A 25,789-nucleotide genomic window follows, 5' to 3' on the forward strand; every position below is an offset into this window, starting at 1 on the left:
GAGAGCTATTTCTACAACGAAGGTGCCTTATGTGTGCAAACTTTAAACCTATTAAGAAAACACATGCCAATCAATTAGAGTTATTTGAACCCACTTTTGAATATAAGATGGATATTTTTCCAAGTGATGATTGCCCACTCATTTTATCGAATGAAAATGAGCTTGAGTGGCGAAAAGCTAAATTTGGAATGCTTCCCCCTTATGCCAAAGAAATTGCATTCAAATATGCAACGTATAATGCCAGAACAGAGACAGTACAACAAAAGCGCTCTTTTAAACATGCTTGGTTAAATGACCAATTTGCGCTTATTCCTGTTGAAGCCATTTATGAACCTAAATATATCAATGGAAAAGCACATTGGTATGGTATTTTCCGGAAAGATGGGCAACCTTTTACACTGGCTGCGATCTTTGAGGAAACACTTATTGAAGAACAGAAAGTGAGATCAATGTCGCTATTAACAATCAATGCTGATCATCACCCTTTTATGAAACAATTTCATAAACCGGATGATGAAAAACGCTCAGTTATTGTGATACCGGATGATCTTAGAAATAATTGGCTCAACTGCACTCATTCTGAAGCAAAAGACTTTTTCTTAGATATGCCTGCGAATGAATTTGCCTCAATGCCAAAAGCTGAAATGAAAAATTATGATTAAATCGGTTTAGTCGACTTAGGTTAGTCAGCCTTAAAAACTTATGCTATTCTTCGGGCACTTTTAAATGCCTCAAACTCTCTATACCTATGACACTTACGCCACCTTAAGTTTATTTACCCGTATCTATTGTAAATAACTCATCACTGTTTAGTGATGTGGTGTAGTCGCTTGTGTTGGTATATCACATCACTAGCCTTTCAAAATTTAGAACTTAGGCTATTTCTCATGTTATCGAATGTCCGAGAACAATGGTTCTCTAATATCCACGCAGATATTCTTTCCGGTCTTGTTGTGGGTCTTGCTTTAATTCCAGAAGCAATTGCATTTTCAATTATTGCAGGCGTAGATCCAAAAATTGGTTTATATGCATCCTTTTGTATTGCCGTTATTATTTCTTTCGTAGGTGGTCGTCCTGCTATGATTTCGGCGGCTACAGGCGCAATGGCTTTGGTTATGACAACGCTCGTAAAGGACCATGGGCTTCAATACCTATTTGCAGCAACAGTATTAACTGGCGTCTTACAGATTTTGGCAGGATATTTCAAACTCGCCAAACTCATGCGTTTTGTTTCTAAATCGGTGGTTATTGGATTCGTTAATGCCCTCGCCATACTCATCTTTATGGCTCAATTACCAGAATTGGTAAATGTGACGTGGCATGTCTACTTATTAGTAGCAATCGGCTTAGGAATTATTTATCTATTCCCCTATATTCCAAAAATTGGAAAGTTCTTTCCCTCACCTCTTATTTGTATTGTAGTAGTCACATTACTCACTATTTTTTTAGGATTTGACGTTCGAACAGTGGGTGATATGGGATCATTACCAGATACCTTACCTATATTTCTAATTCCCGATATTCCTTTTAATTTAGAAACCCTTCTTATTATTCTTCCATATTCTTTAGCCCTTGCCGCGGTTGGCTTACTTGAATCAATGATGACTGCAACAATCGTTGATGAAATGACAGATACATCTAGTGATAAATTTCAAGAATGTAAAGGTCAAGGTATAGCAAATATTGCTTCAGGTTTTATGGGCGGCATGGCTGGTTGCGCCATGATTGGTCAATCAATGATTAATGTAAAATCGGGTGGTCGTACACGTTTATCCACCTTCTGTGCAGGTATATTCTTACTTATTTTAGTTGTATTTTTAAGTGATTGGTTAAAAGTGATTCCTATGGCTGCTCTAGTTGCAGTCATGATTATGGTATCGATCAGTACTTTTGAGTGGAACTCTCTAACTCAATTTAAAAATAATCCTAAAAGTAGTAATGTCGTTATGATCGCTACCGTTATTGTAGTGGTTGCTACCCATAACTTAGCGCTAGGTGTGTTAACGGGTGTATTACTTTCGGCACTTTTCTTAGCAAATAAACTTGAAAATGATATTCGTATAAAAACTTCATTCGAGAATCAAGCTCGTCTATATGAATTAAGAGGTCAAATATTTTTCAGTTCATCTGAAAAATTTATGCAAAGTTTTAACTTTAAAGAAGAAATTAAAGAGGTCATTATTGATCTTACGCACTCTCATATTTGGGATGTGACTTCAGTTGCCATGCTAGATTCAGTAGTAAATAAATTTCAAAAGAACGGTATTAAGGTAACGGTTCGAGGTTTAAATGAAGCCAGTTCAATCATGATTGATAAATATGGTACTCATGCAAAAATCTAAAAAAGGGTCCTTCGGGACCTTTTCCAATTTCAAGACATACTTCTTATTAAGGTGATTTATATAACAATCGATTTGGGCTACCAGAAGGATTTTTTACCACATTACTACTTGCTTTATTTAAAAGATTAATTGAGATTGTCTCAGGTGTGGCTGTAGGTGTACTCAACATTTCATAAAAAATCTCCATATTTTTACTTCAGACATCGTTGTTATGATCAGTACAGTCTTTATATTTAGAGGTTAAAATTTTTTAGAAAGGAATTTTTATTATATTCTCCATGTATTATAACCAAGTCATATTTTCATAAAACTTGGATCTATACAATACTCTTATCTTTTTCTATTAAAAGTGAGAACCAATTCAAATAAATTAAAAAATGGAAGATTATTTTACTCTATTGATAATTTAGATTAGCTAGGATGTATAATGTAAAAATATATAATCATTAAAAACAATATAAATGTAGAAATAATGAGATATGTTCCAATGGTGTTAAAACTTCTTAAAAATTTCCAGATATCAATAAATAAAATATAAAACGTTGAGTTATATAAATTTTTGCAAATTTCAATCCTAGCTTCAACCAAAATAAATTTACAATTTCTTTAACTATACATATTCAGTATTAAATATGTAAAGATATATTTCTAGAGTCTCTATTACTTACCGATTCTATAAATTTTTAAATGATCTTAAATATATATGACAAAAACTAAAATTAATAAAACCTATAATTTTTTAATTTTAGTTCTGGCAACTCAACCGTACATCCGGCTAAATGATGTCTACAGTTAACGCTATATTCAATAAATCCACCTTTAATAAAGTAATTACAATGCCCATACATAATTATGAGCTGATCAAAAGTTGGTTTTTCCAAATTATTATTAAAAGTCCATTGGTTACCATTAGAAAAAGGATAAAGTACAGGAATATAGTGAAGATACCCGCAACCTGGGCACATATGTTTATACATACCACCTTCAAAATATTGTACTTTCATAAAGGCTCCTTTATAAATAAAAAAATCAACTCATGAGAGCCGACTAAATTAATTACTTTCAAATGCTATATATATTATTTAATTATTATTTATAGCTTTTTATTTTCTTATAATTTATCAAGCCTATATGACAAATTCATGAATGATAAGTCAGCTTATATTTTAATTAATCTACTTATTAAATGATAATTCGAGTTAAATCATTAAAAAAATCCTAGTTTATTTCTTATTTATGACAGGTCTATCTTATTCATTCATATTAATCTTTGGATAGATATTATAGCTATATCACCCTTTATCTTATTGTTTTTAAAAGTCAAATAAAAAAGTCCGCATCTTGGGAAGCTACGGACTTAAAAACTCAACTAAACAACAGCTAAACAATTTATTGTCTAGTGAGAAAGCACTATCTTTTTAATCTAATTAAGTTCCACTGTTAGGTCAACAACAATAAATAATTTCTATAAAAAAACAGGTTAAGATGTGATTCACCTCACACTTTATCTTTTTATAAAATTAACTACTCATACAATCACATTGCATATATTGTAATTCGACTGTTTAAACTAATATCGACTTAAAATAGTGTTCTAAAATAGAATAATGATTAATTTTAGGAATAAGCTTAAAAGAAACAAAATCCTGATCTTGCTCTTTTTTATTATCAAAATAATTTTGGCTTTGCCATTTCAATTCTTCGAGCTCAAGTTCACCGCAGAAAATTGAACATGGAATAGTGACTCGATTTAACTGATGAACAGGACTATATTTTAAGATATCTTCGCTTGAAAGATAGAGAGCATGGTTTAAATGAGTGCTTTGTATAGGCCTTAAGTCATAAATTCCACTTAGCAACGCCATCTCAGATATGAATGGATGGCCTAATGACAAAGCAGCCAGATGCGCCCCTGCTGAATGCCCAACCAAAACCACCTCATCGGTTCTCCAGTCTTGCTCTCGAATAAAATCGAGAGCTTGATTAATTTGAGAAGCAATATCTGAAATTTTGCTTTGTGGGGCTAGATCATATTCTAAAAGAACACACTGGGCTCCTTTTGCTAGAACATACGGTACGATGAATCCAAAATCTGATTTATCACACCATTGCCAATAGCCGCCATGAATAAAAATAACAGTCTTTTTAGCTTGCTCTAATGGGAATAAATCTAAAGTTGACCTTGGGTGCGGACCATATTGAATATCTGCAATATGAGTGCATTGTTGATAGGCCGCCAAGCTGCTTCTTTGAAATTCTGCCAATAGCTCATGTTCATTAGCCACAGTTCTAGCATTGTCATAGAGTCTCATAGGTCTCTCACTTCAACGATTCTTCATGAGCATTTAAAGCAAGCTTGCTTGATGATCGCTTTAAATAGTAGAAAACCGTAAGAACAACAACTAATGGAACTCCAAATTGTAAAGTTGACTTGAATTCATTGGTAAACCATGTGGTGACTGTGATACTTAAAATTGCGATTAACCCCAACAGTGAAATTAACTGGCTCGCTGGAACCTTAAACTTTAACTGCTGACCTTGTTGTGCCATTTTCCGTCTAAAAAACATATGCGTAACAAAAATACTGCCCCAAGTGAACAACGCACCAAACATAGATAAAGCAATCATGATCGGAAAAGCAGAAGCTGGGTTAATCGTATAAACAATACTTGCTATACCAATACCGACCGCTGACAATAGCAACGCGTTAATTGGTACGCCATTATGACTAATACGACCAAATAGTTTCGGTGCATCACCTGCGCGTGACAAGCTAAATAGCATACGTGTTGAGATATACAACATACTATTCATGGCTGATAAAGCCGCGACAATTACAATAAAATTTAAAATGCTGTCTGCATATGGAATACCTACAATTTTCATTACCATCACAAATGGGCTGGTCGCCTCGGCCCCAATTAAAGTTGTCCATGGAACAAGCGCCACAATGAGAAATAAAGACAGTAAATAAAATAGGATTAAGCGAATTGCAGTACTTTTAAACGCTTTCTTAACGGCTCTTTCCGGATCTTTAGCCTCACCAGCTGCAACAGCGATCATTTCAATACTTAAATAACTAAATATTGAAATGATTACCCCGATCCAGACCCCACTAAAACCATGAGGAAAAAAGCCACCATGCTCGGTTAAATTAGAGAGAACCTGTTCTGTTCCTCCATGACTTTGAGTCAGAATGCCAATTGCTAAAAGAATAAATACAATAATTGCAAAGACTTTTATTGTCGAAAACCAATATTCAACAAATCCAAAAGCTTTAACGCTATATGCATTAACCACAAGCAAAGTCAGCGAGAAAAAAGCGATCCAGACCCAAGAGCCTACATCTGGAAACCATAATTTCATATAGTCAGCAACTGCTGTAATTTCTGTACCGACCGCTAATACAATACATGCCCAATAACAATAACGGACTAAAAACCCAGCAAGAGGACTTACATAATGCTCAGCATATGCTCCAAATGAGCCTGACGTAGGATGTTGAACTGTCATCTCAGCCAAACAAGCCATAATAGCAAATGCAATTAAGCCGCCAATGGCATAGCTCACGATGACAGCGGGGCCAGCAAAGCTAATTGCAAACTTGCTTCCCATGAACAGTCCTGTACCAATCGCACCACCAATTGCAATCATTCCCATCTGTTTTGCGGATAATTTCTTATGTAAACCCGCTTCTCGATTTTGTATTTCATCAAAACTGCTCATAGGCCCTCCTAGCCATTATTCTGATATTAACCTTTAACGATCAGGTCACTTCGCTACGTACCAGATAACGCTCATTTTTCCATTCACTATTCAGCATAATTTGCTTAAGTTGCTGTACAGCATTCCAGATATCTTCAAAACCTAGATATAAAGGTGTAATTCCAAAACGTAATACTTCCGGCTCTCGATAATCCCCAATCACACCACGAGCAATAAGCGCCTGAATAATTTCATAACCAAACTCATGTCTATAACTGACATGACTGCCACGATATTTATGGTTTAAAGGTGTAATCAGCTCAAAACCAAACTGAGGACATTCTTGTTGAACAAGTTGAATAAACAAATCAGTTAATTTGAGGGATTTCTCGCGTATTTGTTGCATATCAGCTTGTAAGAAAATATCGATACCACATTCGATTAGACTCATCGAAATGATAGGTTGAGTTCCACATAAATAACGACGAATACTGTTAGCAGGTTCATAGTGCTGAGCCATATCAAATGGTTTTTTGTGCCCCCACCAGCCTGATAAAGGTTGCCAGAACTGATCACGATGCTTTCGATTTACCCATAACAATGCTGGAGAACCTGGGCCGCCATTTAAATATTTATAAGTACAGCCAATCGCAAAATCACTATTGCTCTGATTAAGATCCATAGGCACCGCACCAACCGAGTGACATAAATCCCAAATAATCAAAGCATCTTTAGAGTGAATTTGTTGATTAATAGATTCCATATCATAGAAATATCCAGTCCGATAATTCACATGAGAAAGAACAACTACAGCCACATCTTTTGCCAAAACACGATGCAAATCATCGGCCCCATCAATCAACTCAACTTGATAACCTTGATTAATCAAGTCTATAAAGCCTTCAATAATATAAATATCGGTTGGGAAAGCATCTTTTTCTGCAACAATAATTTTACGTTCCGGAAATTTTTCGGCTTGAATTTTTACCGCTGCCGATAAAACTTTGAATAAATTTAAGGTCGTTGAATCTGAAATAATGACTTCCCCTTTTTCGGCACTGATAAGCTGCGCGACTTTATCTCCGAGTCTAGTTGGTAGCCCCCACCAATCTGCTTTATTCCAACTATTAATGAGGTCCTCACCCCACTCTTTTGAAATAATATGCTGAGCAACCTCTAATGATTTCTTTGGTCTTGCACCTAAAGAATTACCATCTAAATAAATGACATTTTTTGGCAGTGCAAATTCATCTTTAAACTTTTTGAGTTCATCTTCCTGATCCCAATAGAGGCATTGTTCGCGAGTAATCATTTGTTATTTCACCTATTTTCAACATTTCCTTTGTATTTGAATTTTATCACGCCAATTCTTTCGATTTATTCGATAATATTTGATTAAAACTTGCTATTTTCGTATAAAATTCGAATTAAAATTAAAAAACATGGATGAAATTCGAAAATGAATGTGGATGCAATCGACCTAAAAATTCTGAAGTATTTACAAGATAATGCTCGGTTAAGTAACCAAGAACTGGCCGATCTCGTTAACCTTTCGGCTTCAGCTTGTCATCGGCGTGTTAAAATTTTAGAAAGCAATGGTGTAATTGAAAAATATCAAGCGAAAGTTAATTATGAAAAATTAGGCATAAAAATTGAGGCAATCGTCGAAATAAAACTTGCCCAGCTAACAGAAAATGATCACAACTTCTTTTTAAGTCAGATCAAAAATTTTGATGAAGTCATTAATGCATATATTATTACTGGTGAATCTAATTATGTTTTACACGTTGCGACCAAAGATTTGAGTTCTTTTTCTCATTTCGTCATTAACACCTTAAATAAAATAAAAGGTGTAGTGAGCATCAATTCCAAGATCATTTTACAGAAGATTGTGCAAAAACCACTTTGACACCTCATTTTTAATTAAAGAGTCATCTCATGATCGAAACAAAGCGTTTAATTTTAAGACAGTGGAAAGAAAGTGATTTTGAGTCATTTATAACAATGGGCTTAGATCAAGATGTTATGCAATTTTTCCCAAATCTCTTAACCCCTCAAGAAAGCCTTAATTTAATCCAAAAAATTTCATCTCTCATCCAAGAAAAAGGTTGGGGCTTTTGGGCAGTAGAATTAAAAGAAACCCATCAATTTATCGGGTTTATTGGTCTACACAGCCAACCTGAACAATTTGACTTTTCTCCATGTGTGGAAATTGGGTGGCGACTTGCAAAAGAATTTTGGAAACAAGGTTATGCAACAGAAGGTGCAAAAGCAGTTTTAGATTATGGTTTTAATATATTGAATTTAGATAAAATCGTTTCATTTACCGCTACGATTAATACACCCTCTCAAGCTGTCATGAAAAAACTTGGAATGCAAAAAGTTAAAAACTTCGAACATCCTAAAGTTCCTCTTCATCACGAATTAAGAGAACATGTGCTATATGAAATCACGAATGTTTACTCATCAAAATCATAGCCGACAGAGGTTGAACATTCCCAATATTCATTAAGTTTATCTGCTATTTCTTCTTTTTCCATAGTGGTAAGCACATAAAAAAGTTTAGCCTCTTTATTTTTTCTTAGAATTAATAAATTGTAATAATCATACTCTGGTCCATTCAGCCCTAAGTTAAGTTGTGACTCACAATGTTTTTCTGCTTTGTAGTGCCACTCAAGTTTATAAGTATCAAGGCCATCAGCAGCATTGATTACGATACCGTCATTGGTTCCACCAATAAATCCAATTTTCATTGCTTTCTCTAGGTTCTTATAGGAATAATTTTAAATATAACTTTAAATAAGTATCCTTCAATTTATAAAATGTTTGTCAATACGTATCCTATGTAAGCAAACTTAATCCTAGCGGCTAAAAACCTTAAATAAATTTTAAATATTTTTAATTTAAGAGAGAAATTTTCTACTAAAACTATCTCATTACTATTTTTTGTTTTACCAAATTCCACGTTATAATTTCAAACCATTGATCTCTCCTATCCATCCTATGAAGCTATGTAAATTTTAGAAAATTATTGGATGGAGCTTTAAATTAGTTTGAGTATTTATAAGTTTATTTAATTTATGATTTTAAAAGGTTATATGGTAGATGTGTTTTAAAAATTTTGATTTAAATGATTTTGGAGATCTTAAAAAAAATGTCTAAAACCATAATGTTTGACATGGACGGAACACTCTTAGATCTCGCTTTTGATGATTTCATATGGAATGAATGTCTTCCTGAACGACATGCAAAAATACATCAACTTCCCCTCTCCAAGAGCAAAGAAAAGCTATATCAATTTTATCAATCACATCGCCATACGCTTGTTTGGTATTCATCAACCTATTGGACTAAAACTGTAGGCCTTGATGTACTCAAATTACAACAAGAATTTCAATCTAAGATTCAAGCTCGTTCTGGCTGTATTGAGATTTTGCAACAACTTAAAGAGCAAGGATACACGTGTTGGTTAGTTACAAATGCTGACCGCGCGAGCTTACGTTTAAAACTAGATAATATTGCAATTGAACATTTCTTCGATGTCATCATATCAAGTGAACAAGTAGGTTATGCCAAAGAAGATATTAATTTTTGGCAAGAACTCCAAAGATTACATCCATTCAATCCAGATGAAACGATTTTTATTGATGATACGGCTCCCGTATTAAAGACAGCAGAAAAATTTGGTATTCAACACTTGTTTACTATCTCGCAGCCCTCAAGTCTAAAGGATATAAAGCAGCATCAAGATTTAGAATTTAAAGCACTAGATCGGCTTACTGAATTGCTGTCTATATTGAATGAAATTGATAGAAAGGATAATGATGTCAAAATTGCCTGAAAACGATGCTGTAGAGACCATGCGTGTCGACAAATGGTTATGGGTTGCTCGTTTTTTTAAAACTCGTTCAATTGCTAAAGGAGCGATTGAAGGAGGTAAAGTACATCACAATAATGAGCGGGTAAAAGTTTCCAAAGAAATTCGAGTTGGAATGGAACTTGTTATTCAGCAAGGGTTTGATAAAAAAACTGTTGTGATAAAAGCTCTTTCGAACACACGTGGTCCAGCTCCAATCGCACAGCAACTTTATGAAGAAACCGAAGTAAGTATTGCTAGACGGGAGTTGATTGCATCCCAACGAAAATTGCATAATCTAGCTCGACCTGACCATAGACCAGGTAAAAAGGATCGTCGTCAAATTATTCGGTTTAAACAGGAGAATGATCAAAATTGGTCATACGGTGATGAATAAAAACGTCGAGTTGTGTCGCACACACACATACAACACATAGAAGCTATAGAAAAAATCTGTCACTATTACCCTAGTGAAACAAGTTGAGATTCAATGCATCCACTTGGGTTAAACGTGATGAACATAGAGTATTGAGGTTTTTGAGATGGATGAGAATAAAAGCAAAGCATTACAAGCCGCGCTAAGTCAAATTGAGAAACAATTTGGCAAAAATACGGTGATGCGTCTCGGTGACAACACTGTTCAAGCTGTTGAAGCTGTATCTACAGGCTCTTTGACTTTAGATATTGCATTAGGGATTGGCGGTTTACCAAAAGGTCGTATTGTCGAGATTTATGGTCCAGAATCTTCTGGTAAAACCACAATGACTCTACAAGCAATTGCACAATGTCAAAAAACTGGTGGTACTTGCGCATTTATCGATGCAGAGCACGCATTAGATCCACAATATGCACGTAAGCTTGGTGTGGACATTGATAATCTGCTTGTATCGCAACCTGATAACGGTGAACAAGCACTCGAAATTGCAGATATGCTCGTTCGTTCTGGTGCAATTGACTTAATCGTTGTCGACTCAGTCGCTGCACTTACTCCTAAAGCAGAAATTGAAGGTGAGATGGGTGACTCTCATATGGGCTTGCAAGCTCGTTTAATGAGTCAGGCACTTCGTAAAATTACGGGTAATGCTAAACGTTCAAACTGTATGGTTATCTTCATTAACCAGATCCGTATGAAGATTGGGGTAATGTTTGGTAGTCCGGAAACTACAACTGGTGGTAACGCATTGAAGTTCTACGCTTCTGTACGTTTAGATATCCGCCGTATTGGCCAAGTAAAAGAAGGTGATGAAATCGTCGGCTCTGAAACCCGAGTTAAAGTGGTTAAAAACAAAATGGCCCCTCCTTTCAGAGAGGCTATTTTCCAAATCCTATATGGTAAAGGCACAAACCAGCTAGGCGAACTTGTAGATTTAGCTGTACAACAAGATATCGTACAAAAAGCAGGTGCTTGGTATTCATATCAAGGTAATAAAATTGGTCAAGGTAAGAACAATGTTATTCGCCACTTTGAAGAAAATCCTCAAATGGCTGGAGAGATTGAACGTAATATCCGTGAACAGTTGTTAACAACAGGTACTAATACTGCTCAAGTTGAAGATGAAGAAGAAGCTGATCTTCTACTAGAATCTTAATTATTCATGAGCCTTAAAACGCCCTTCGGGGCGTTTTTTTACAAGGGAACCCTAATACTATGTTCAAAAGAACTGAAGAACAGTCTCAACAAAGAGCTTTGCTTACAGGTCAACGTTTACGCTCTTATGCTTTTGCTTTATTGACTCGTCGAGATTACTCCAAAGCAGAGCTTACCGAAAAACTAACTCGTTATGCACAAAACCTCGAAGAGGTTAAGCGACTTGTTGAAGAACTATCTGAACAAAACTATCAAAGTGATCAACGTGTTGCAGAATTAACATTAGCTAGCCAAATTCGTAAAGGAAAAGGTCCAAAACGTATTAAGCAAGTTTTAAAAACAAAACAAATTGAAAATGATTTAATTGCAGACGAAATTCATAATATTGATTGGGCAGAACAGGCTTATCAACTGAAAGTGAAGAAATTCGGTGAAGAAGTAGAAAAAGATCCTAAACTAAAAGCAAAACAGATGAGGTTCTTACAATATAGAGGATTTGATTTAGATGTAATTATGAAAGCAATCCAACGGAGAGTGGATTAAAAGAATGGTGGCAGCCCCACTAGCAAAACTTCGGCACATCATAGATCTGCTACCGTTGCTACCTTCCGGTCCTGGCGGGGTTCACAGAGTACAATTGCGAAGCCACCAGCGGGGCTACCATTGCAAAACAGAGTATAGAGATTTTTAAAATAGTTGCAAGCCTTCTTCACGGTTTTAAGCAAGTTTATGTTTCAATTGATTAATTCATCAGCAAAAAGCCTTAAACTCCTATACTTCTCTCCCCTATATTTTTTCTTGTATCTAATTTTGGATAAAATATGCTTGAAGATTGTAAACTATTCTTGCATTTATATTGTTAGCTGTTTTAATTGCATTGACCAATTAAAATCTTAGTTAGATAGTTAAGTGAATAGTTTATATATTCCTTTTTTAAGTTGGCTTTTACATAAAATTATGGACCTATACTCATGCGATTGATGAAGCATTCTTTCTTATTTATTGCCTTAATGAGCACTACCTCTCTCTATGCCAACATTCCAATTGAGTCTCGCGGTTTAAGCCAAAGCGGTGGTAGCGCAACTAATTCTTCTTCTAATAATGTTTCAGTACCTAGTAATTTAAACTGGGAATTAATGCAAAAAAATCAACAATTAGAAAATGATATACGTACCCTACGTGGGCAATTAGAAGAACAATCAAATGATATTGAACAATTAAAAAAAGATCTATCTAATCGCTACACAGACCTAGATCAACGCCTAGAACTCCTTAATCAGAAAGTTGATCCTGAAAGTGCACAATCAGATAATCCAACAAACAGTGATACTCCTGCTACGGCAAGCACAGAAACTCCTGCAGTTGAAAACAAAGTAGTGAATACTGCTCCAACAAGCACCCCACCCACTACTCCTCCACCTCAACCGGAAGCCTCACAACCACCTTCACAAAACCAATCAAATCCTATAGAGCTTGAAAAGGCAGCTTACACTGTTGCTTTAGATGCCTATAAACAAGGTGGCGCAAAAAAAGCTATTGCTCCAATGCAGAACTTTATCAAAAATCATCCTAATAGCGTCTATACAGGGAATGCATATTTTTGGTTAGCTGAGTTTAATTTAGCAACTGATCCGGTGAATTATAATGAAGCTAAAAAGAACTACAATGTAGTAGCAACTCGATATCCAAATTCGAGTAAAGCTCCTCGCGCCCTTTATCAGCTCTATAGCATTGCTAAAGATGTCGATAAAAATACAGCTTTAGCAAACCAATATAAAACTAAAATTTTAAGTCAGTATCCAAAATCTGAAGAAGCCAAATTTTTTAATAAATAATAATTTTAAGAAAAAAAAGACACTGCAAATGCAGTGTCTTTTTTTAATATATTTTCTTAACGCACAATACCACGTTCTGACTGTTCAACAGAGTCAATTAGTAATTGAGCTTCAGGAACATTCGGAAGAATATCATTTTTAATCTGCTCAACAGCTTGAACAGAAGTAAGACCTGATTTAAAAATTAATTTATAAGCCTCTCTGAGACCTTGAATTGTATTCTTAGACCAACCCTTTCTACGCATTCCTTCGATATTAATACCGAATGCATGAGCTGGATTACCAGAAGCCATAACGTAAGCTGGCACATCTTTTAAAATTAGTGATGCTCCACCCACCATACTGTAAGAATCAATTTTACAGAATTGATGAATGCCAGAATTACCACCAATAATGATGTGATCACCTATGTGTACGTGCCCAGCAACACCAACGTTATTCGCGAAGATATTGTGATCACCAACAATACAATCATGTGCAATATGTGTATTAACCATCAATAGGTTATGACTTCCTATTTTAGTTAAAGCATTATCTTGCACAGTTCCTCTATGTAAACTGCAATGTTCACGAATTAAATTATGATCACCAATCTCTAACCAAGTTTCTTCACCTTGATATTTCAAATCTTGGCAAACCTCACCAACACTTGCGAACTGGAAAATCTCATTATTTTGACCAATTTTGGTAAAACCACCCACTACTACATGAGAATGAAGTTTAGTACCCGCACCAATCGTCACATTTGGACCGATAACGCAATAAGGTCCTATCTGGACATCTGGAGCAATCACTGCAGATGGATCAATAATGGCCGTAGAATGAATTAAGTCGTGATTGCTCATGCCTGCTCTGTTTTTTGGTGTGAAATCATAATTTCAGCGGTTGTTGCTACAATACCATCCACGGTAGCCGTACAGTTATATTTGTAGATACCGCGTTTTTGCATTACTAATTCAGATTTTAATACAAGTTGGTCACCAGCAACTACTTGTTTTTTAAATCTAACTCTTTCCGCACCAGCAAAAAGGAATAAAGAACCAGGTTTTGGCGTTTCATTGTTCATAATAAACCCTAGAACACCTGAAACTTGAGCTAATGCTTCTACAATTAGAACACCAGGCATAATTGGATATTCTGGGAAATGTCCCTGTAAGAACTCTTCATTGATAGAAACATTTTTATAACCAACAATACTATTGTCAGTAACTTCAGTCACACGATCAACCAATAAGAAAGGATAACGATGCGGCAAATATTGACGAATCGTTTGAATCTGCATTGGTAATTCAGGGATGGCAAATTTAGGTGTAGTTGACTCGGTCATAATATTCTATTTACGCAAATTAAAGGTTGATTCAAGAGACTCTATTTGAGCTTGTATATGATCAAGTCGTTTAGTGATTTGGGTCAATGGCACATCTGCTAATTGTCGCAAGCGTACAATTGTCTTTTTCCAATGGCTATTTTCAAATAATCCAATTCCCGAAGAGTAAGTACCAGGTTCAGAAATATTTTTTGTGACCATTGACATTCCGGTCAAAGTCACGTTATCGGTAATAGAAAGGTGGCCTGATACACCGCAAGCCCCAGCTAGAATACAGTTTTTGCCAATTTTAACACTACCAGCAATTCCGCATTTAGCAGCGATAGCTGTATTTGAACCAATATGAACGTTATGCGCGATTTGCACAAGGTTATCAATAATTACTCCATCTTCCAAAATGGTGTTGTCGAGTGCACCTCGATCAATACTACAATTTGAACCAATGCGAACATCATTACCAATAACAACTGAACCCAATTGAGCAATACGATGCCACTTTCCTTGATATGGCGCAAAGCCAAAACCTTCACTACCAATTACAGTGCTTGCATGAACTCGCACACGATCAAATAATTTAGATCCACCAGTAATAGTGACATGAGCATCAATAAAACAATCTTTTCCAACTTCCACATTATCATCCAGTCGAGTATGAGACTGAATAATTGTGTTATCACCAACTACACAATTTTCGCCAATGACGACGTAATGACCAATATATGCTGTTTCAGAAATGATCGCAGAAGGATGAATTTGAGCAGTACTTTCTATACCTACCGATGTGATTTTTTTATCGAAAACATGCGTAAGTATGGCAAATGCTAAATATGGATTATCAACAATAATAAAATTTTGTTTGTCAGGAAGCTGTTCTTTAATAAGGCTTGTAACAATGTACGCACCCGCACGGCTAGCCTTTGCTTGATCAATATACTTTTCGCCATTCACGAAAGCAATTTGATGAGTTTCAGCATTTTCTAAACTTGCTAAGTTTATAAATTGAAGACTACCCGTACCTACTAGCTCACCATTTACTAGGTGAGCTAGTTCATCTAAACGATAATGTTGCACTTTCATTAATTTATTTCATTGAATTAACCTTTTGTATCATTTTATCAGTTAAATCATATTTAGCGTCATAGGCAACAGTTGAATTTTTATTCAAAATGAAGTCAAGATTATTTTCTTTTCGTAATTGTTCAGCTGCTTGCTTCACACGAGTCTCAAAATTTGAGTTCATTCCTTGCAAACTAGTTTGAACTTTAGACTGCAAACCTTGTTGAGTAGAATTAAATTCATTGAGTTTTGTTTGATATTGCGCCTGAAGCTTTTTGATATCATCTTCTTTCATTTTTTGCCCTTGAGTTTGGGCTTGACGTTGAAGACCTTCTAATTCTTTACCTAACTGCTCAAGACGAGTTGTGGTTGGCTTAACTGATTGATTTAAACTTGCGTTTTGTTGTTTCAAATAAGTACTGCTTTCAACAACTTTAGCAAGATCAATGACACCATAACCGGCAGCATTAGTCATTGCAGAAACTGTCAGACCTAGTCCTAACATTAATATATTTAATTTTTTCATTTAAATTTGTGTCCTTATTTCATGTTTAGTCAAGTCGTACTTAGAAAGTACGACCGATTTCAAACTGGATCTCTTTAGTTTCATCACCAGGCTTATCATTTAGAGGGAATGCATAGCTAAGAGATAATGGTCCAATCATAGTGATCCATGTGAAGCCAACCCCTACGCTATAACGTATGTTCCCTAAATCAAAACCATAGTTATCTTCACAGTATTTTCTAACATCATCAATTTGCTGACCATTAATCATCATGCCTTTCTTACCGTAGGCAGTGTTATTAATGTCACACTTAGTATCAAAAACTTGACCACCCTCAGCAAATAAAACTGGACGTACTTGGCGAGTCCAATCTCCTTTGAATGGCAATGGTAAAGCGAGTTCTGTACCAAACTGAACTAAAGCATTACCACCAACGTCTTCTGGTGAAGGATCATTAGATTGAGTTTCTTGTAAATTTACGCTTGCATATTTAGGCCCCAAGGTACTGTTATCGTATCCTCGAACTGAACCATAACCACCCGCATAAAAGTTTTTATAGAATGGTAAATCATTACCATAACCCAACTTACCATAACCACGAAGTACAAAACCTGTGTCTTTAATAGGCCAGAACGCTTGAGCATCATAAGTTACTTTTTGATAATCAACATCACTACCTGGCAAGCCAATTTCTAGGCCTACACGATGTGACATACCTGAAGTTGGGAAAATTGGTCTATTTAACGTGTTATATGACCAACCTAAATTCAGATTATAGGTAAAGAATTCACCTTCAAACGCATTATCATATGTTTCTGGGGTTACCGAACATTCCCCAGTTGTACTATCAATTTGAGATTTACCATCTAGTAATGGGCAATATGAACCCTTACTTGTTGCTTTACCACCATTTGCCTTCAAGTAGTCACGTACATAAGTAGATACATATGCACCTGTCGTTACTTTAGTATTATCAATACCGACAGACGCACTTAAACTTTGATTTTCATCAATTGGATAACCAAAACTTAAACTACCACCGAAACTATCGGTAACGTAGTTATTAACGTTATAGTCCTCATTGAGTTTGGTTTTACGGTAGTAAACGTTATAACCTCGGCTTACCCCATCAATTGTAAAGTAAGGGTCGGTAACACTTAAGTTATAGTAATCTTGAGTTTCAGAACGAGATAAATCGATCGCAACACGATTACCCGTTCCCATAAAGTTAGTTTGACTCAAACCTGCCTGGAACGTGATACCACCACTTTGTGAGTAACCTACAGCTAATGTAGTAGTTCCCGAGTGTTGCTCCTCAACATTTACGTTTAAATCAACCTGATCTGGTGAGTTTGGAATACGAGCTGGCTTAATATCAACTGTTTTGAAGAATCCTGTACGCTCTAAACGAACCTTAGACAAATCAATTTTTTCATTACTCGCTAAAGCGCCTTCCATTTGACGCATTTCACGACGTAATACTTCATCGGCAGTTTTACTGTTACCAGTAAAATTAATACGACGCACAGTAACTTGCTGACCTGGGTTTATATAGTAATTTAAGTCAACAATACCTGTTTCATTATTAATTTGCGGAACAATATTTACATCTGCAAAGTAATAACCAGCATTACCATATTTACGCAATAATAATTGCTTAACGGCATTTACTTTTTCTTGCGAATAAGTGTCACCATCTTTATAGATTTTTAAAGCTTGTAACTCTTCTGGTTTATAAAGTGCATCACCTAAAAATTTGGTTTGTCCAAATTTAAATTGACTACCTTCCTCTACAGCAACTTCAATAAAGATGTTCTTCTTATCTTCACTAATATTAAGCTGTGAATTATTGATATGAAAGTTAATATAACCCTTATTCAGATACATCGCACGCAAAGCTTCAAGGCTTGCTGCCATTTTCTCTCTAGCATAACGGTCATTACGAGTTACAACTGAAGCCCAACCGCTTTCTTTAACTGCGAAAGCTTGTTTAATTTCGCTGTCTTTAAAAACAGTATTACCAATAATATTGATATTAAAAACTTTAGCCGCCGTACCTTCATTAAAATTTAATTTAAGTTCAACACGGTTATTTGGGCGAGCTATCGTATCAACAGTTACATCAGCATCATAACGGCCTTGCTGAGTATATTGCTGCTCTAATTCAGTTTCAATTGTTTGTAAAGCTGACTTCTTAAAAACTTCGCCTTCAGCAATGCCCATTTTTTTGAGGCCTTGCTCTAAAGCCTCTTTAGGAATAAGTTTGTTACCCTTAAATTCAAGTTTTGAAATAATTGGGCGCTCTACGACATTAAAAACTAAAGTATCGTTGTCTCTTGATGCTTTAATATCGTCAAAAAGTCCAGTGGCATACAATGTTCGAATTGCTTCTGCGATCATCGGTTCATTAACGCGATCGCCACTGTTGATTGGCAACATGGTAGAAACATTTGCAGGAGTAAGACGGACTAAACCATCTACACGAATATCTCGAACGACGAAATCATCAGCTGCATATGCTTGTTGTACCGCTGCCATAGCGCTAACAAGTGCCAAAGGCATTAAAAAATGTGTGTGCCGCATGCCAGTTTTTCCAGTAAGTTATAAATCCATATACGTTTACAAACGCATAAAATCGTTAAATAAAGCTAAAAGCATCATACTACCGAGCAGTACCATACCAATTTTTAGACCAAACATTTGTATTTGTTCAGAAACAGGCTTACCACGAATAGCTTCAATAATGTAATAAACGAGATGTCCACCATCTAGCATTGGAATTGGCAATAAATTTAAAATTCCAAGACTTACACTCATTAAAGCCATAAATGAGATAAAAGTCTTCCATCCCATTTCTGCACTTTGTCCCGCTACTTTCGCGATTGTAATTGGTCCAGAAAGATTCTCTAAACCAATTAATCCCTTAACCATTTTTACTATCGAACTCAATATCATGCTAGAGATTTGACCAGTTTTCTCTAGTGACATCTCGAAAGCTTGTATTGGAGTATATTGAATTGTTTGCTTATATTCGTCAGGAATTGTAATTTTTCCTGCATCACTTTTCACACCCAAAACACCACTCACTTGCCCCATGTTATCTCGTTTCCCTTGAGGCATAACTTGCAAATGGACTAATTGACTATTACGCAAAACATCAATATTGAGTAATTTTTCTGGAGAATGTTGTACGACCTCGACAACATCAAACCAGTCTTTCATTGCTTGACCATTAATTGAAACAATACGATCACCTACTTTCATTCCTTGACGAATTGCAGCTCCATCTTGAGTCAATTCAGTAACAACAGCAGGAATAACAGGACGATATGGTAAAAAACCTAACACATCTAAAGCTGATTCATTCTGGTTTTTTAAGAAGTCTTTAATTGGTAAAACAATATTCTTTTCAGTACCTGCGCGGTCCACATCAACATTTACACTGCCAGTTTCACCTACACGATCAATTAAAGCAAAGTTAAGCTTTTCCCAAGTTTGCGTTTCTTTTCCATCAACAGCAATAATCTTGTCGCCGACTTGCATTTGTGCAATTGCTGCTGGTGAGTTTGGTATGACTTTACCGACTCTAGTGTTCAGTTGTTCTTGTGCAGGTAAAAATAAGATCCAGAAAAGTAAGACAGCAAAAATCAGATTAATTAATGGACCAGCTGCAACAATTGCTATACGCTTCCATGGCTTTTGGCGGTTAAATGCATATGGTAAATCTTGCTCTGCAACATTACCTTCACGCTCATCAAGCATTTTTACATAGCCGCCTAATGGTAAAGCTGAAAGTTGATATTTGATTCCAGATTTTTTTGATGTCCACTTGAGTAATGTAGGCCCAAAACCAATGGAATACACTAAAACTTTAACACCCAGTTTTCGTGCTACCCAATAATGACCAAACTCATGAATTGCAATTAAAGGACCAAGTAAAAGAGCCGCTGCTGCAATCATAAATAATGCACTCATTTCAGCCTCCTATACTTGATATATATTGCTGTGCTACATGTCGTGCTATTTCATCTTTAGCTAAAATACACTCAATATTTTCAGCAACTGAATTTTCCAATTTTTGCAAAGTATGCTCTACCACTTGTGGGATATTTGTAAATCCAATCTGTTCCTTTAAAAATGCAGCAACAGCAACTTCATTTGCAGCATTTAAAATAGTAGGTGCCAAACCTCCCGCACGCATTGCCTGACGAGCCAAATCAAGTGCTGGGAATTTCTGAATATCTGGCGCTTGGAAATTAAGCTGAGAATATTCAAACAAATCCAAAGCGGGAACACTCGTCTGTAACCGCTCAGGCCATGCTAAAGCATGTGCAATTGGCGTACACATATCTGGGTTACCCATTTGCGCCAACGTTGAACCATCCACATATTGCACCATAGAATGAATAATACTTTGTGGATGAACAACAACTGTAACAAAATGTTCAGATATTGAAAACAAATGACATGCCTCGATCAACTCCAACCCTTTGTTCATCAAAGTAGCTGAGTCAACTGAGATTTTCTGTCCCATAGACCAGTTGGGATGCTTACAAGCCTGTGCAGGAGTAACTTTTTCTAATTGTTCTAACGAATGGTTTAAAAATGGTCCACCTGAAGCTGTCAATAAGATTCTTGATACACCCTGTTGCGGTTGTCCATTTCTTTCAGCTTCTAAATAGTTATGAGGCAATGACTGAAAAATAGCGTTGTGTTCTGAATCTACCGGTAATAATAATGCCTGATGATCACGTGCTGCTTGCATCATGATTTCACCAGACATAACCAAAGCTTCTTTATTAGCAAGCAATACGCGTTTACCAGCTTTCACCGCAGCTAGAGTTGGCAACAAACCTGCAGCACCAACAATTGCAGCCATAACAATATCAACATCTGGATGTGAAGCAATGCTTATCAGGCCTTCCTCACCAACCAAAATTTCAATATTTTGTAATTTATTATATGCAAATAGAGCTGTTAATTCGGCAACTTTCTGCTCAGGAACGACCACAACTTTTGGTTGGAAATGTTTGCAAATTTCAACCAACTCAGAAATTCGACTATGAGCTGAAACCGCAAACACTGAATACTTATCAGGATGTTGATTTAAAATTTTTAAGGTACTTTGACCAATGGAACCGGTTACACCTAATATGCAAACAGATTGTGTCATCTATAAATCTACACCAATAAGTTTTAATATATACATTCCCGTTGCAAAAATCGGGGCTGCTGCAAGTAAAGAATCAATACGATCTAACACACCACCATGACCTGGTAAAACACGACCAGAATCTTTAATACCGGCACGACGTTTAATCATTGATTCAAATAAGTCACCTAAAACTGAACCAAATACCGTAATTAATGACAATATAAGAAACAGAATTTGCTGAATTAAAGTTAAATTTAGATAATGATATTGCACAACCACCATTATTACTACGGTCGTAATAATACCACCATACAAACCTTCCACTGATTTATTAGGGCTTACAGTCGGAGCTAGTTTTCTTTTTCCAAATTTACGACCAACAAAGTAAGCACCACTATCCGCGCCCCAAACGAGCAAGAACAGATACATTAACCACCATGGTGAACTTTGCCACACTACAAAAATTGATGTTACCGCAGCGCAGACTAAAATTATGCCAATCACATACAAGGTTGCATTATACCAACCATCAAATTCAGGAAATGACTTAACCCAATATACACTGACAATCCAAGTCAAAATTGAAGCAGACCACAAAAGTAATGCAATATCATGGAAAAATAGGGCGACACCTGAAACAAATGCAACAAGCAGACCGTAACACCAAGCTTTAGGTTTTACAGCATTTGCAGTTTCGCGAGGCATTAACTTATACCACTCATACCCCGCTACCCCTGCCGCAACAATCATAAGAACCAACATTGGATAATGTGATTGCGTAGCAAACATACAGCCTAAAACAACTGCAACAAGTACCAATGCGGTAACAATCCGCTCTAACATTATAAATTCTCTATTTTCTCTTGCTGAATTTGTTCAGATGTTTTGCCAAAACGACGTTCACGCCCTGAAAAAACATTCAATGCATGATCGAACTCTTTTACTGTAAATTCTGGCCATAACGCTTCGGTAAAATACAGTTCCGCATAAGCTGCTTGCCACAACAAGAAATTAGATATGCGATAATCTCCGCCTGTGCGGATTAGCAAGTCCACAGCTGGCAGATCGTTTAGACTGACATATTTTTCGAACAAATCAACATTTATTTGATCAGCACTAAATTCACCACGGGAAACGGCCTCTGCAACCTGTTTTGCTGCATTAGCAATGTCCCACATCCCACCATAGCTTATTGCAATGGTTAAGGTCATAGTGTCATGGTGTGCTGTTTGTTGCTCTGCATCTTCCATTAAGGCAACTAAGTGTGAGGATAATCGAGAACGATCACCAATAAAACGCAAAGCAATATTAAATTTCTTCATGCGAGGTATTTGCTCATGAATACTTTCTTCCAGAAGCTTCATAAGCAGATCGACTTCATACTGCGGTCGATTCCAATTTTCACTTGAAAATGCAAAAACAGTTAAAGCACGAATACCAGTTTTTTTACAATGTTCAACGATAGGATCAAGAACATTTTTACCTTCCCGATGCCCATCACCTTTTTGCATTTGATTTTTTTTTGCAAAGCGGTTGTTGCCATCCATAATGATGGCAACATGCTTGGGAAGATGATACTCTTCAGAATCGGTCATAAAAATTAGACCTTCATCAATTCTGCTTCTTTCGCTGCAAGACGCTTGTCTACTTCTGCAACATATTTGTCAGTAATTTTCTGAATATCATCACCTGCACGGCGCTCATCATCTTCAGAAATCTCTTTTTCCTTCAACAATGCTTTGATATCACCTAAAACGTCACGACGAATATTGCGAATCGCAACTTTTGCATTTTCAGCTTCGTTACGCGCAACTTTTTGCATATCACGACGTGTTTCTTCAGTTAATGCTGGTAAAGGTACACGAATTGCATCTGCTGTAATCGGGTTTAAACCAAGATCACTTTCACGGATTGCCTTATCAATAGCTGAAACCATTGTACGCTCAAATGGCTGAACAATAAGTGTACGAGAGTCTTCAATACCCACGTTTGCTACTTGATTTAATGGCACATCAGAACCGTAGTAAGGAACCATTACACCATTTAAGATTGATGGGTGTGCACGGCCGGTACGAACTTTAGCAAACCCGAGTTCTAAAGACTCTAGAGTTTTTAACATACGCTGTTCGCTGTCTTTTTTCAGATCGTTAATCATATGATCTACCTTACTTATTTATTCAAAGATATATTTAACAAATTTAATTTAGCGCTAGTATAAAGAGCTTTCGGTAACACGTACATTACTTAGTAACGCGCGTCCCTTCTTTTTCACCCATTACTACTGACAATAATGCACCTGATTTATTCATATCAAAAACTTGCAATGGCACATTATGGTCACGACATAAGCAAATAGCAGTCAAATCCATAACACCAAGCTTTTCATCTAATACTTGGTCAAAAGTTAAATGATCGTATTTAACAGCATCATCATATTTACTTGGATCTTTATTATAAACGCCATCAACTTTAGTCGCTTTTAAAATCAAATTCGCTTCAATTTCAATACCGCGTAAACATGCTGCTGTATCCGTCGTGAAAAATGGATTTCCTGTACCCGCAACGAAAACACAAACTTCACCTTGACTCAAATGACGAATCGCATCACGACTTGAATAAGACTCTACCACTGTACCAATTGGTAATGCAGACATAAGACGAGTTCTGATATTACGGCGAACTAGAGCATCACGCATAGCTAAGCCATTCATCACAGTTGCAAGCATACCCATTTGATCGCCTGTTACACGACCAACCAAGCCATCTTTTTGCAACTGACTACCACGGTACAAATTACCGCCACCCACAACGATACCCACTTGCACACCCAAACCAACCAAATGCGCAATTGAAAGTGACATATGATCTAAAACTTGGGCATCAATACCCATATCTTTATTACCTGACAATGCCTCACCAGATAATTTTAATAGAATACGTGAATAACGTGGGCTAATTGTTTCCGCCATGACTTTGCTCCAAAACCTCTTAAACTGAATGCTCTTTAAATATATTTCGATTAAACCGATTTAATTTTAATTAACTTTGCAAATAAATCGTATTCATCTGCATCGGTAATTTCGACTTCCAATATATCGCCCGGTTGAATAGTGCTCTTATCGATATCTTCTACAAACACATTACCGTCAATTTCCGGAGCATCTGCATAAGAACGTGCAACGGCAACAGGATATTCGTCTTCTAAACCATCGACTAATACAGTCATCGTTTGACCAATACGTTTTTGTAATTTGGCAGCAGATATTTGCTGCTGCACTTGCATAAAGCGCTCGTAACGCTCTTGCTTAATTTCTTCTGGCACATGATCGGGTAAATCATTTGCCGTAGCGCCTTCTACTGGTGAATAGGTAAAGCAGCCTACGCGATCAAGTTGAGCTTCAACTAACCAATCTAACAAAATCTGGAAGTCTTCTTCAGTTTCGCCTGGAAAACCAACCACAAAAGTAGAACGGATCACAAGATCAGGGCATTTCTCACGCCACAACTTAATTTTTTCTAGTGTATTTTCACTATGTGCCGGACGCTTCATTAGTTTAAGAACACGTGGGCTTGCATGTTGGAAAGGAATATCAAGATATGGCAGGATTTTACCTTGAGCCATTAAATCGATAACTGCATCAACATGTGGATATGGATATACATAGTGTAGACGCACCCAGATGCCCAATTGGCCTAGTGCTTCACACATGTCGAAGAATTTTGTCTTAACAGGCTGACCATTCCAGAAGTCAAGTTTGTACTTGGTGTCTACGCCATAAGCCGATGTATCTTGAGAAATAACCAAGATTTCTTTAACACCCGCTCTTTTAAGTGCCGCAGCTTCTTCTAATACACTACCAACTGGACGAGAAACCAAGTCACCACGCATACTTGGGATAATACAGAAGGTACAACGATGGTTGCATCCTTCAGATATTTTTAAATAGGCATAATGCTTTGGTGTTAAGCGAATTCCCTGTTCAGGAACCAAATCAATAAACGGATTATGTTTAGGTGGTGCTGGTACATATTCATGTACAGCTTCCATTACATCTTGATAAGCTGCCGCACCAGTAACCTTTAAAACGTTCGGATGCATTTGACGAATTTTATCTTCGTCTTTACCTAAGCATCCTGTAACGATTACTCGACCATTTTCACTCATGGCCTCGCCAATTGCATCTAGCGACTCTTGTACCGCAGATTCAATAAAACCACAGGTATTAACAACTACTAAATCAGCACCATCATAATCTGATGCAACTTGATAACCTTCAGTCTTTAACTGAGTTAAAATTCGTTCAGAATCTACCAATGCCTTAGGACAACCTAAAGAAACAAAACCGACTTTGGGGGTCTTCATGAATCTGCGCTCCACTTGAATGCGCGTATTGTATGTCTTTTCTTGTCTCAAGCATA

General features: G+C 36.4%; 27 protein-coding genes, 1 other RNA gene and 1 pseudogene. 9 read left to right on the forward strand and 20 right to left on the reverse strand.

Features of this window, described 5'->3' with window-relative positions; translation table 11 throughout:
• Positions 1-29: 29 nt before the first annotated feature.
• Both ODQ17_RS09825 and ODQ17_RS09830 read left to right on the forward strand, forming a co-directional pair.
• Positions 30-662, forward strand: coding sequence for an SOS response-associated peptidase family protein (locus ODQ17_RS09825; RefSeq protein WP_322903253.1), 633 nt, complete (start codon positions 30-32; stop codon positions 660-662).
• A gap of 225 nt (positions 663-887) precedes the next feature.
• Positions 888-2,342: a SulP family inorganic anion transporter gene (locus tag ODQ17_RS09830; protein WP_322903254.1), complete on the forward strand. Its 1,455-nt coding sequence runs from the start codon at positions 888-890 to the stop codon at positions 2,340-2,342.
• A gap of 46 nt (positions 2,343-2,388) precedes the next feature.
• Here ODQ17_RS09830 and ODQ17_RS09835 read toward each other — a convergent pair.
• The 6 genes and pseudogenes from ODQ17_RS09835 to kynU form a co-directional block, all read right to left on the reverse strand.
• A pseudogene (locus ODQ17_RS09835) lies at positions 2,389-2,514 on the reverse strand (S8 family peptidase); the annotation flags it as partial.
• A 239-nt stretch (positions 2,515-2,753) separates the two neighbouring features.
• Positions 2,754-2,867 (reverse strand): hypothetical protein, encoded by a 114-nt coding sequence (locus tag ODQ17_RS09840; protein WP_225623321.1) that lies wholly within the window; start codon positions 2,865-2,867, stop codon positions 2,754-2,756.
• Positions 2,868-3,061: 194 nt separating this feature from the next.
• Positions 3,062-3,346, reverse strand: a complete 285-nt coding sequence (locus ODQ17_RS09845) for a DUF6527 family protein (protein WP_174766655.1) — start codon at positions 3,344-3,346, stop codon at positions 3,062-3,064.
• Between the two features lie 561 nt (positions 3,347-3,907).
• Positions 3,908-4,654, reverse strand: coding sequence for an alpha/beta hydrolase (locus ODQ17_RS09850; protein ID WP_322903257.1), 747 nt, complete (start codon positions 4,652-4,654; stop codon positions 3,908-3,910).
• Between the two features lie 7 nt (positions 4,655-4,661).
• Positions 4,662-6,068 carry an amino acid permease gene (locus ODQ17_RS09855; protein WP_322903259.1) on the reverse strand — a complete coding sequence of 469 codons (1,407 nt, stop codon included), beginning with the start codon at positions 6,066-6,068 and terminating at the stop codon, positions 4,662-4,664.
• 40 nt (positions 6,069-6,108) lie between these two features.
• Complete coding sequence (gene kynU, locus ODQ17_RS09860) at positions 6,109-7,359, reverse strand: kynureninase (protein WP_322903261.1); 1,251 nt, start codon at positions 7,357-7,359, stop codon at positions 6,109-6,111.
• 147 nt (positions 7,360-7,506) lie between these two features.
• On the opposite strand from kynU, the gene gigD reads away from it, so the two are divergent.
• Positions 7,507-7,956, forward strand: a complete 450-nt coding sequence (gene gigD, locus ODQ17_RS09865) for an Lrp/AsnC family transcriptional regulator GigD (protein WP_004791887.1) — start codon at positions 7,507-7,509, stop codon at positions 7,954-7,956.
• A 29-nt stretch (positions 7,957-7,985) separates the two neighbouring features.
• Entirely contained in the window at positions 7,986-8,525 is a 540-nt protein-coding gene (locus ODQ17_RS09870) for a GNAT family N-acetyltransferase (protein WP_322903265.1), read from the forward strand.
• Here ODQ17_RS09870 and ODQ17_RS09875 read toward each other — a convergent pair.
• Positions 8,507-8,800 carry a hypothetical protein gene (locus tag ODQ17_RS09875; RefSeq protein ID WP_013197614.1) on the reverse strand — a complete coding sequence of 98 codons (294 nt, stop codon included), beginning with the start codon at positions 8,798-8,800 and terminating at the stop codon, positions 8,507-8,509. The two genes, ODQ17_RS09870 and ODQ17_RS09875, sit on opposite strands and share 19 nt — an antisense overlap.
• Positions 8,801-9,201: 401 nt before the next feature.
• Here ODQ17_RS09875 and ODQ17_RS09880 point away from each other — a divergent pair, with 401 nt between their 5' ends.
• The 4 genes from ODQ17_RS09880 to ODQ17_RS09895 all read left to right on the forward strand — a co-directional run bounded on the left by ODQ17_RS09880 (position 9,202) and on the right by ODQ17_RS09895 (position 12,034).
• Complete coding sequence (locus ODQ17_RS09880; protein ID WP_322903269.1) at positions 9,202-9,888, forward strand: HAD-IA family hydrolase; 687 nt, start codon at positions 9,202-9,204, stop codon at positions 9,886-9,888.
• Positions 9,872-10,300: an RNA-binding S4 domain-containing protein gene (locus tag ODQ17_RS09885; RefSeq protein WP_005306259.1), complete on the forward strand. Its 429-nt coding sequence runs from the start codon at positions 9,872-9,874 to the stop codon at positions 10,298-10,300. Before ODQ17_RS09880 ends, ODQ17_RS09885 begins: the two co-directional genes overlap by 17 nt.
• Positions 10,301-10,445: 145 nt before the next feature.
• Positions 10,446-11,492 (forward strand): recombinase RecA, encoded by a 1,047-nt coding sequence (recA, locus tag ODQ17_RS09890; RefSeq protein ID WP_049836882.1) that lies wholly within the window; start codon positions 10,446-10,448, stop codon positions 11,490-11,492.
• Between the two features lie 59 nt (positions 11,493-11,551).
• Complete coding sequence (locus ODQ17_RS09895) at positions 11,552-12,034, forward strand: regulatory protein RecX (protein WP_322903273.1); 483 nt, start codon at positions 11,552-11,554, stop codon at positions 12,032-12,034.
• 14 nt (positions 12,035-12,048) lie between these two features.
• On the opposite strand, the gene ffs is transcribed toward ODQ17_RS09895, so the two are convergent.
• Positions 12,049-12,145: signal recognition particle sRNA small type (ffs, locus tag ODQ17_RS09900), an RNA gene on the reverse strand.
• Positions 12,146-12,462: 317 nt separating this feature from the next.
• Here ffs and ODQ17_RS09905 point away from each other — a divergent pair.
• On the forward strand, positions 12,463-13,326 hold the full coding sequence (locus ODQ17_RS09905; protein ID WP_322903275.1) for a YbgF trimerization domain-containing protein: 864 nt from the start codon (positions 12,463-12,465) through the stop codon (positions 13,324-13,326).
• Between the two features lie 56 nt (positions 13,327-13,382).
• Here ODQ17_RS09905 and lpxA read toward each other — a convergent pair whose 3' ends face one another.
• The 12 genes from lpxA to rimO form a co-directional block, all read right to left on the reverse strand.
• Positions 13,383-14,171, reverse strand: a complete 789-nt coding sequence (gene lpxA, locus ODQ17_RS09910) for an acyl-ACP--UDP-N-acetylglucosamine O-acyltransferase (protein ID WP_003652175.1) — start codon at positions 14,169-14,171, stop codon at positions 13,383-13,385.
• Entirely contained in the window at positions 14,168-14,653 is a 486-nt protein-coding gene (gene fabZ / locus ODQ17_RS09915) for a 3-hydroxyacyl-ACP dehydratase FabZ (RefSeq protein WP_003652176.1), read from the reverse strand. The genes lpxA and fabZ overlap by 4 nt, the downstream gene beginning before the upstream one ends.
• 6 nt (positions 14,654-14,659) lie before the next feature.
• A complete protein-coding gene (lpxD, locus tag ODQ17_RS09920; protein WP_049836884.1) occupies positions 14,660-15,730 on the reverse strand; it encodes a UDP-3-O-(3-hydroxymyristoyl)glucosamine N-acyltransferase in 1,071 nt (356 codons plus the stop codon).
• A 4-nt stretch (positions 15,731-15,734) separates the two neighbouring features.
• Positions 15,735-16,235, reverse strand: coding sequence for an OmpH family outer membrane protein (locus tag ODQ17_RS09925; protein ID WP_322903279.1), 501 nt, complete (start codon positions 16,233-16,235; stop codon positions 15,735-15,737).
• A gap of 40 nt (positions 16,236-16,275) precedes the next feature.
• Positions 16,276-18,798, reverse strand: a complete 2,523-nt coding sequence (gene bamA / locus ODQ17_RS09930; protein ID WP_322903281.1) for an outer membrane protein assembly factor BamA — start codon at positions 18,796-18,798, stop codon at positions 16,276-16,278.
• Positions 18,799-18,834: 36 nt separating this feature from the next.
• Positions 18,835-20,190 carry an RIP metalloprotease RseP gene (gene rseP / locus ODQ17_RS09935; protein WP_322903284.1) on the reverse strand — a complete coding sequence of 452 codons (1,356 nt, stop codon included), beginning with the start codon at positions 20,188-20,190 and terminating at the stop codon, positions 18,835-18,837.
• Between the two features lies 1 nt (position 20,191).
• The gene (gene ispC, locus ODQ17_RS09940) at positions 20,192-21,388 is read right to left on the reverse strand and encodes a 1-deoxy-D-xylulose-5-phosphate reductoisomerase (RefSeq protein ID WP_199943988.1); all 1,197 of its coding nucleotides are present in this window, start codon (positions 21,386-21,388) and stop codon (positions 20,192-20,194) included.
• Entirely contained in the window at positions 21,389-22,213 is an 825-nt protein-coding gene (locus ODQ17_RS09945; RefSeq protein WP_004791856.1) for a phosphatidate cytidylyltransferase, read from the reverse strand.
• A complete protein-coding gene (gene uppS / locus ODQ17_RS09950; RefSeq protein ID WP_004791854.1) occupies positions 22,213-22,965 on the reverse strand; it encodes a polyprenyl diphosphate synthase in 753 nt (250 codons plus the stop codon). The genes ODQ17_RS09945 and uppS overlap by 1 nt, the downstream gene beginning before the upstream one ends.
• Positions 22,966-22,970: 5 nt before the next feature.
• Positions 22,971-23,525: a ribosome recycling factor gene (frr, locus tag ODQ17_RS09955; RefSeq protein ID WP_004791853.1), complete on the reverse strand. Its 555-nt coding sequence runs from the start codon at positions 23,523-23,525 to the stop codon at positions 22,971-22,973.
• An 85-nt stretch (positions 23,526-23,610) separates the two neighbouring features.
• A complete protein-coding gene (pyrH, locus tag ODQ17_RS09960) occupies positions 23,611-24,339 on the reverse strand; it encodes a UMP kinase (RefSeq protein WP_004791851.1) in 729 nt (242 codons plus the stop codon).
• Between the two features lie 50 nt (positions 24,340-24,389).
• A complete protein-coding gene (gene rimO / locus ODQ17_RS09965) occupies positions 24,390-25,733 on the reverse strand; it encodes a 30S ribosomal protein S12 methylthiotransferase RimO (protein ID WP_004791849.1) in 1,344 nt (447 codons plus the stop codon).
• Between the last annotated feature and the right edge of the window lie 56 nt (positions 25,734-25,789).

The sequence above is a fragment of the Acinetobacter sp. IRS14 genome, assembly GCF_034650275.1.
GTDB classification, from domain to species: Bacteria; Pseudomonadota; Gammaproteobacteria; order Pseudomonadales; family Moraxellaceae; genus Acinetobacter; species Acinetobacter oleivorans.

Excerpts from the sequence above, each read along its gene's own strand:
- rseP (WP_322903284.1), bottom strand. The coding sequence starts at position 20,190 with ATGAGTGCATTATTTATGATTGCAGCAGCGGCTCTTTTACTTGGTCCT.
- rimO (WP_004791849.1), bottom strand. The coding sequence starts at position 25,733 with ATGAAGACCCCCAAAGTCGGTTTTGTTTCTTTAGGTTGTCCTAAGGCA.
- fabZ (WP_003652176.1), bottom strand. The coding sequence starts at position 14,653 with ATGACCGAGTCAACTACACCTAAATTTGCCATCCCTGAATTACCAATG.
- ODQ17_RS09870 (WP_322903265.1), top strand. The coding sequence starts at position 7,986 with ATGATCGAAACAAAGCGTTTAATTTTAAGACAGTGGAAAGAAAGTGAT.
- ODQ17_RS09825 (WP_322903253.1), top strand. The coding sequence starts at position 30 with ATGTGTGCAAACTTTAAACCTATTAAGAAAACACATGCCAATCAATTA.
- lpxD (WP_049836884.1), bottom strand. The coding sequence starts at position 15,730 with ATGAAAGTGCAACATTATCGTTTAGATGAACTAGCTCACCTAGTAAAT.
- recA (WP_049836882.1), top strand. The coding sequence starts at position 10,446 with ATGGATGAGAATAAAAGCAAAGCATTACAAGCCGCGCTAAGTCAAATT.
- ODQ17_RS09855 (WP_322903259.1), bottom strand. The coding sequence starts at position 6,068 with ATGAGCAGTTTTGATGAAATACAAAATCGAGAAGCGGGTTTACATAAG.
- gigD (WP_004791887.1), top strand. The coding sequence starts at position 7,507 with ATGAATGTGGATGCAATCGACCTAAAAATTCTGAAGTATTTACAAGAT.
- bamA (WP_322903281.1), bottom strand. The coding sequence starts at position 18,798 with ATGCGGCACACACATTTTTTAATGCCTTTGGCACTTGTTAGCGCTATG.
- ODQ17_RS09875 (WP_013197614.1), bottom strand. The coding sequence starts at position 8,800 with ATGAAAATTGGATTTATTGGTGGAACCAATGACGGTATCGTAATCAAT.
- ODQ17_RS09880 (WP_322903269.1), top strand. The coding sequence starts at position 9,202 with ATGTCTAAAACCATAATGTTTGACATGGACGGAACACTCTTAGATCTC.
- ODQ17_RS09850 (WP_322903257.1), bottom strand. The coding sequence starts at position 4,654 with ATGAGACTCTATGACAATGCTAGAACTGTGGCTAATGAACATGAGCTA.
- ODQ17_RS09845 (WP_174766655.1), bottom strand. The coding sequence starts at position 3,346 with ATGAAAGTACAATATTTTGAAGGTGGTATGTATAAACATATGTGCCCA.
- pyrH (WP_004791851.1), bottom strand. The coding sequence starts at position 24,339 with ATGGCGGAAACAATTAGCCCACGTTATTCACGTATTCTATTAAAATTA.
- frr (WP_004791853.1), bottom strand. The coding sequence starts at position 23,525 with ATGATTAACGATCTGAAAAAAGACAGCGAACAGCGTATGTTAAAAACT.
- ODQ17_RS09885 (WP_005306259.1), top strand. The coding sequence starts at position 9,872 with ATGTCAAAATTGCCTGAAAACGATGCTGTAGAGACCATGCGTGTCGAC.
- ispC (WP_199943988.1), bottom strand. The coding sequence starts at position 21,388 with ATGACACAATCTGTTTGCATATTAGGTGTAACCGGTTCCATTGGTCAA.
- lpxA (WP_003652175.1), bottom strand. The coding sequence starts at position 14,171 with ATGAGCAATCACGACTTAATTCATTCTACGGCCATTATTGATCCATCT.
- ODQ17_RS09895 (WP_322903273.1), top strand. The coding sequence starts at position 11,552 with ATGTTCAAAAGAACTGAAGAACAGTCTCAACAAAGAGCTTTGCTTACA.
- uppS (WP_004791854.1), bottom strand. The coding sequence starts at position 22,965 with ATGACCGATTCTGAAGAGTATCATCTTCCCAAGCATGTTGCCATCATT.
- ODQ17_RS09945 (WP_004791856.1), bottom strand. The coding sequence starts at position 22,213 with ATGTTAGAGCGGATTGTTACCGCATTGGTACTTGTTGCAGTTGTTTTA.
- ODQ17_RS09905 (WP_322903275.1), top strand. The coding sequence starts at position 12,463 with ATGCGATTGATGAAGCATTCTTTCTTATTTATTGCCTTAATGAGCACT.
- kynU (WP_322903261.1), bottom strand. The coding sequence starts at position 7,359 with ATGATTACTCGCGAACAATGCCTCTATTGGGATCAGGAAGATGAACTC.
- ODQ17_RS09830 (WP_322903254.1), top strand. The coding sequence starts at position 888 with ATGTTATCGAATGTCCGAGAACAATGGTTCTCTAATATCCACGCAGAT.
- ODQ17_RS09925 (WP_322903279.1), bottom strand. The coding sequence starts at position 16,235 with ATGAAAAAATTAAATATATTAATGTTAGGACTAGGTCTGACAGTTTCT.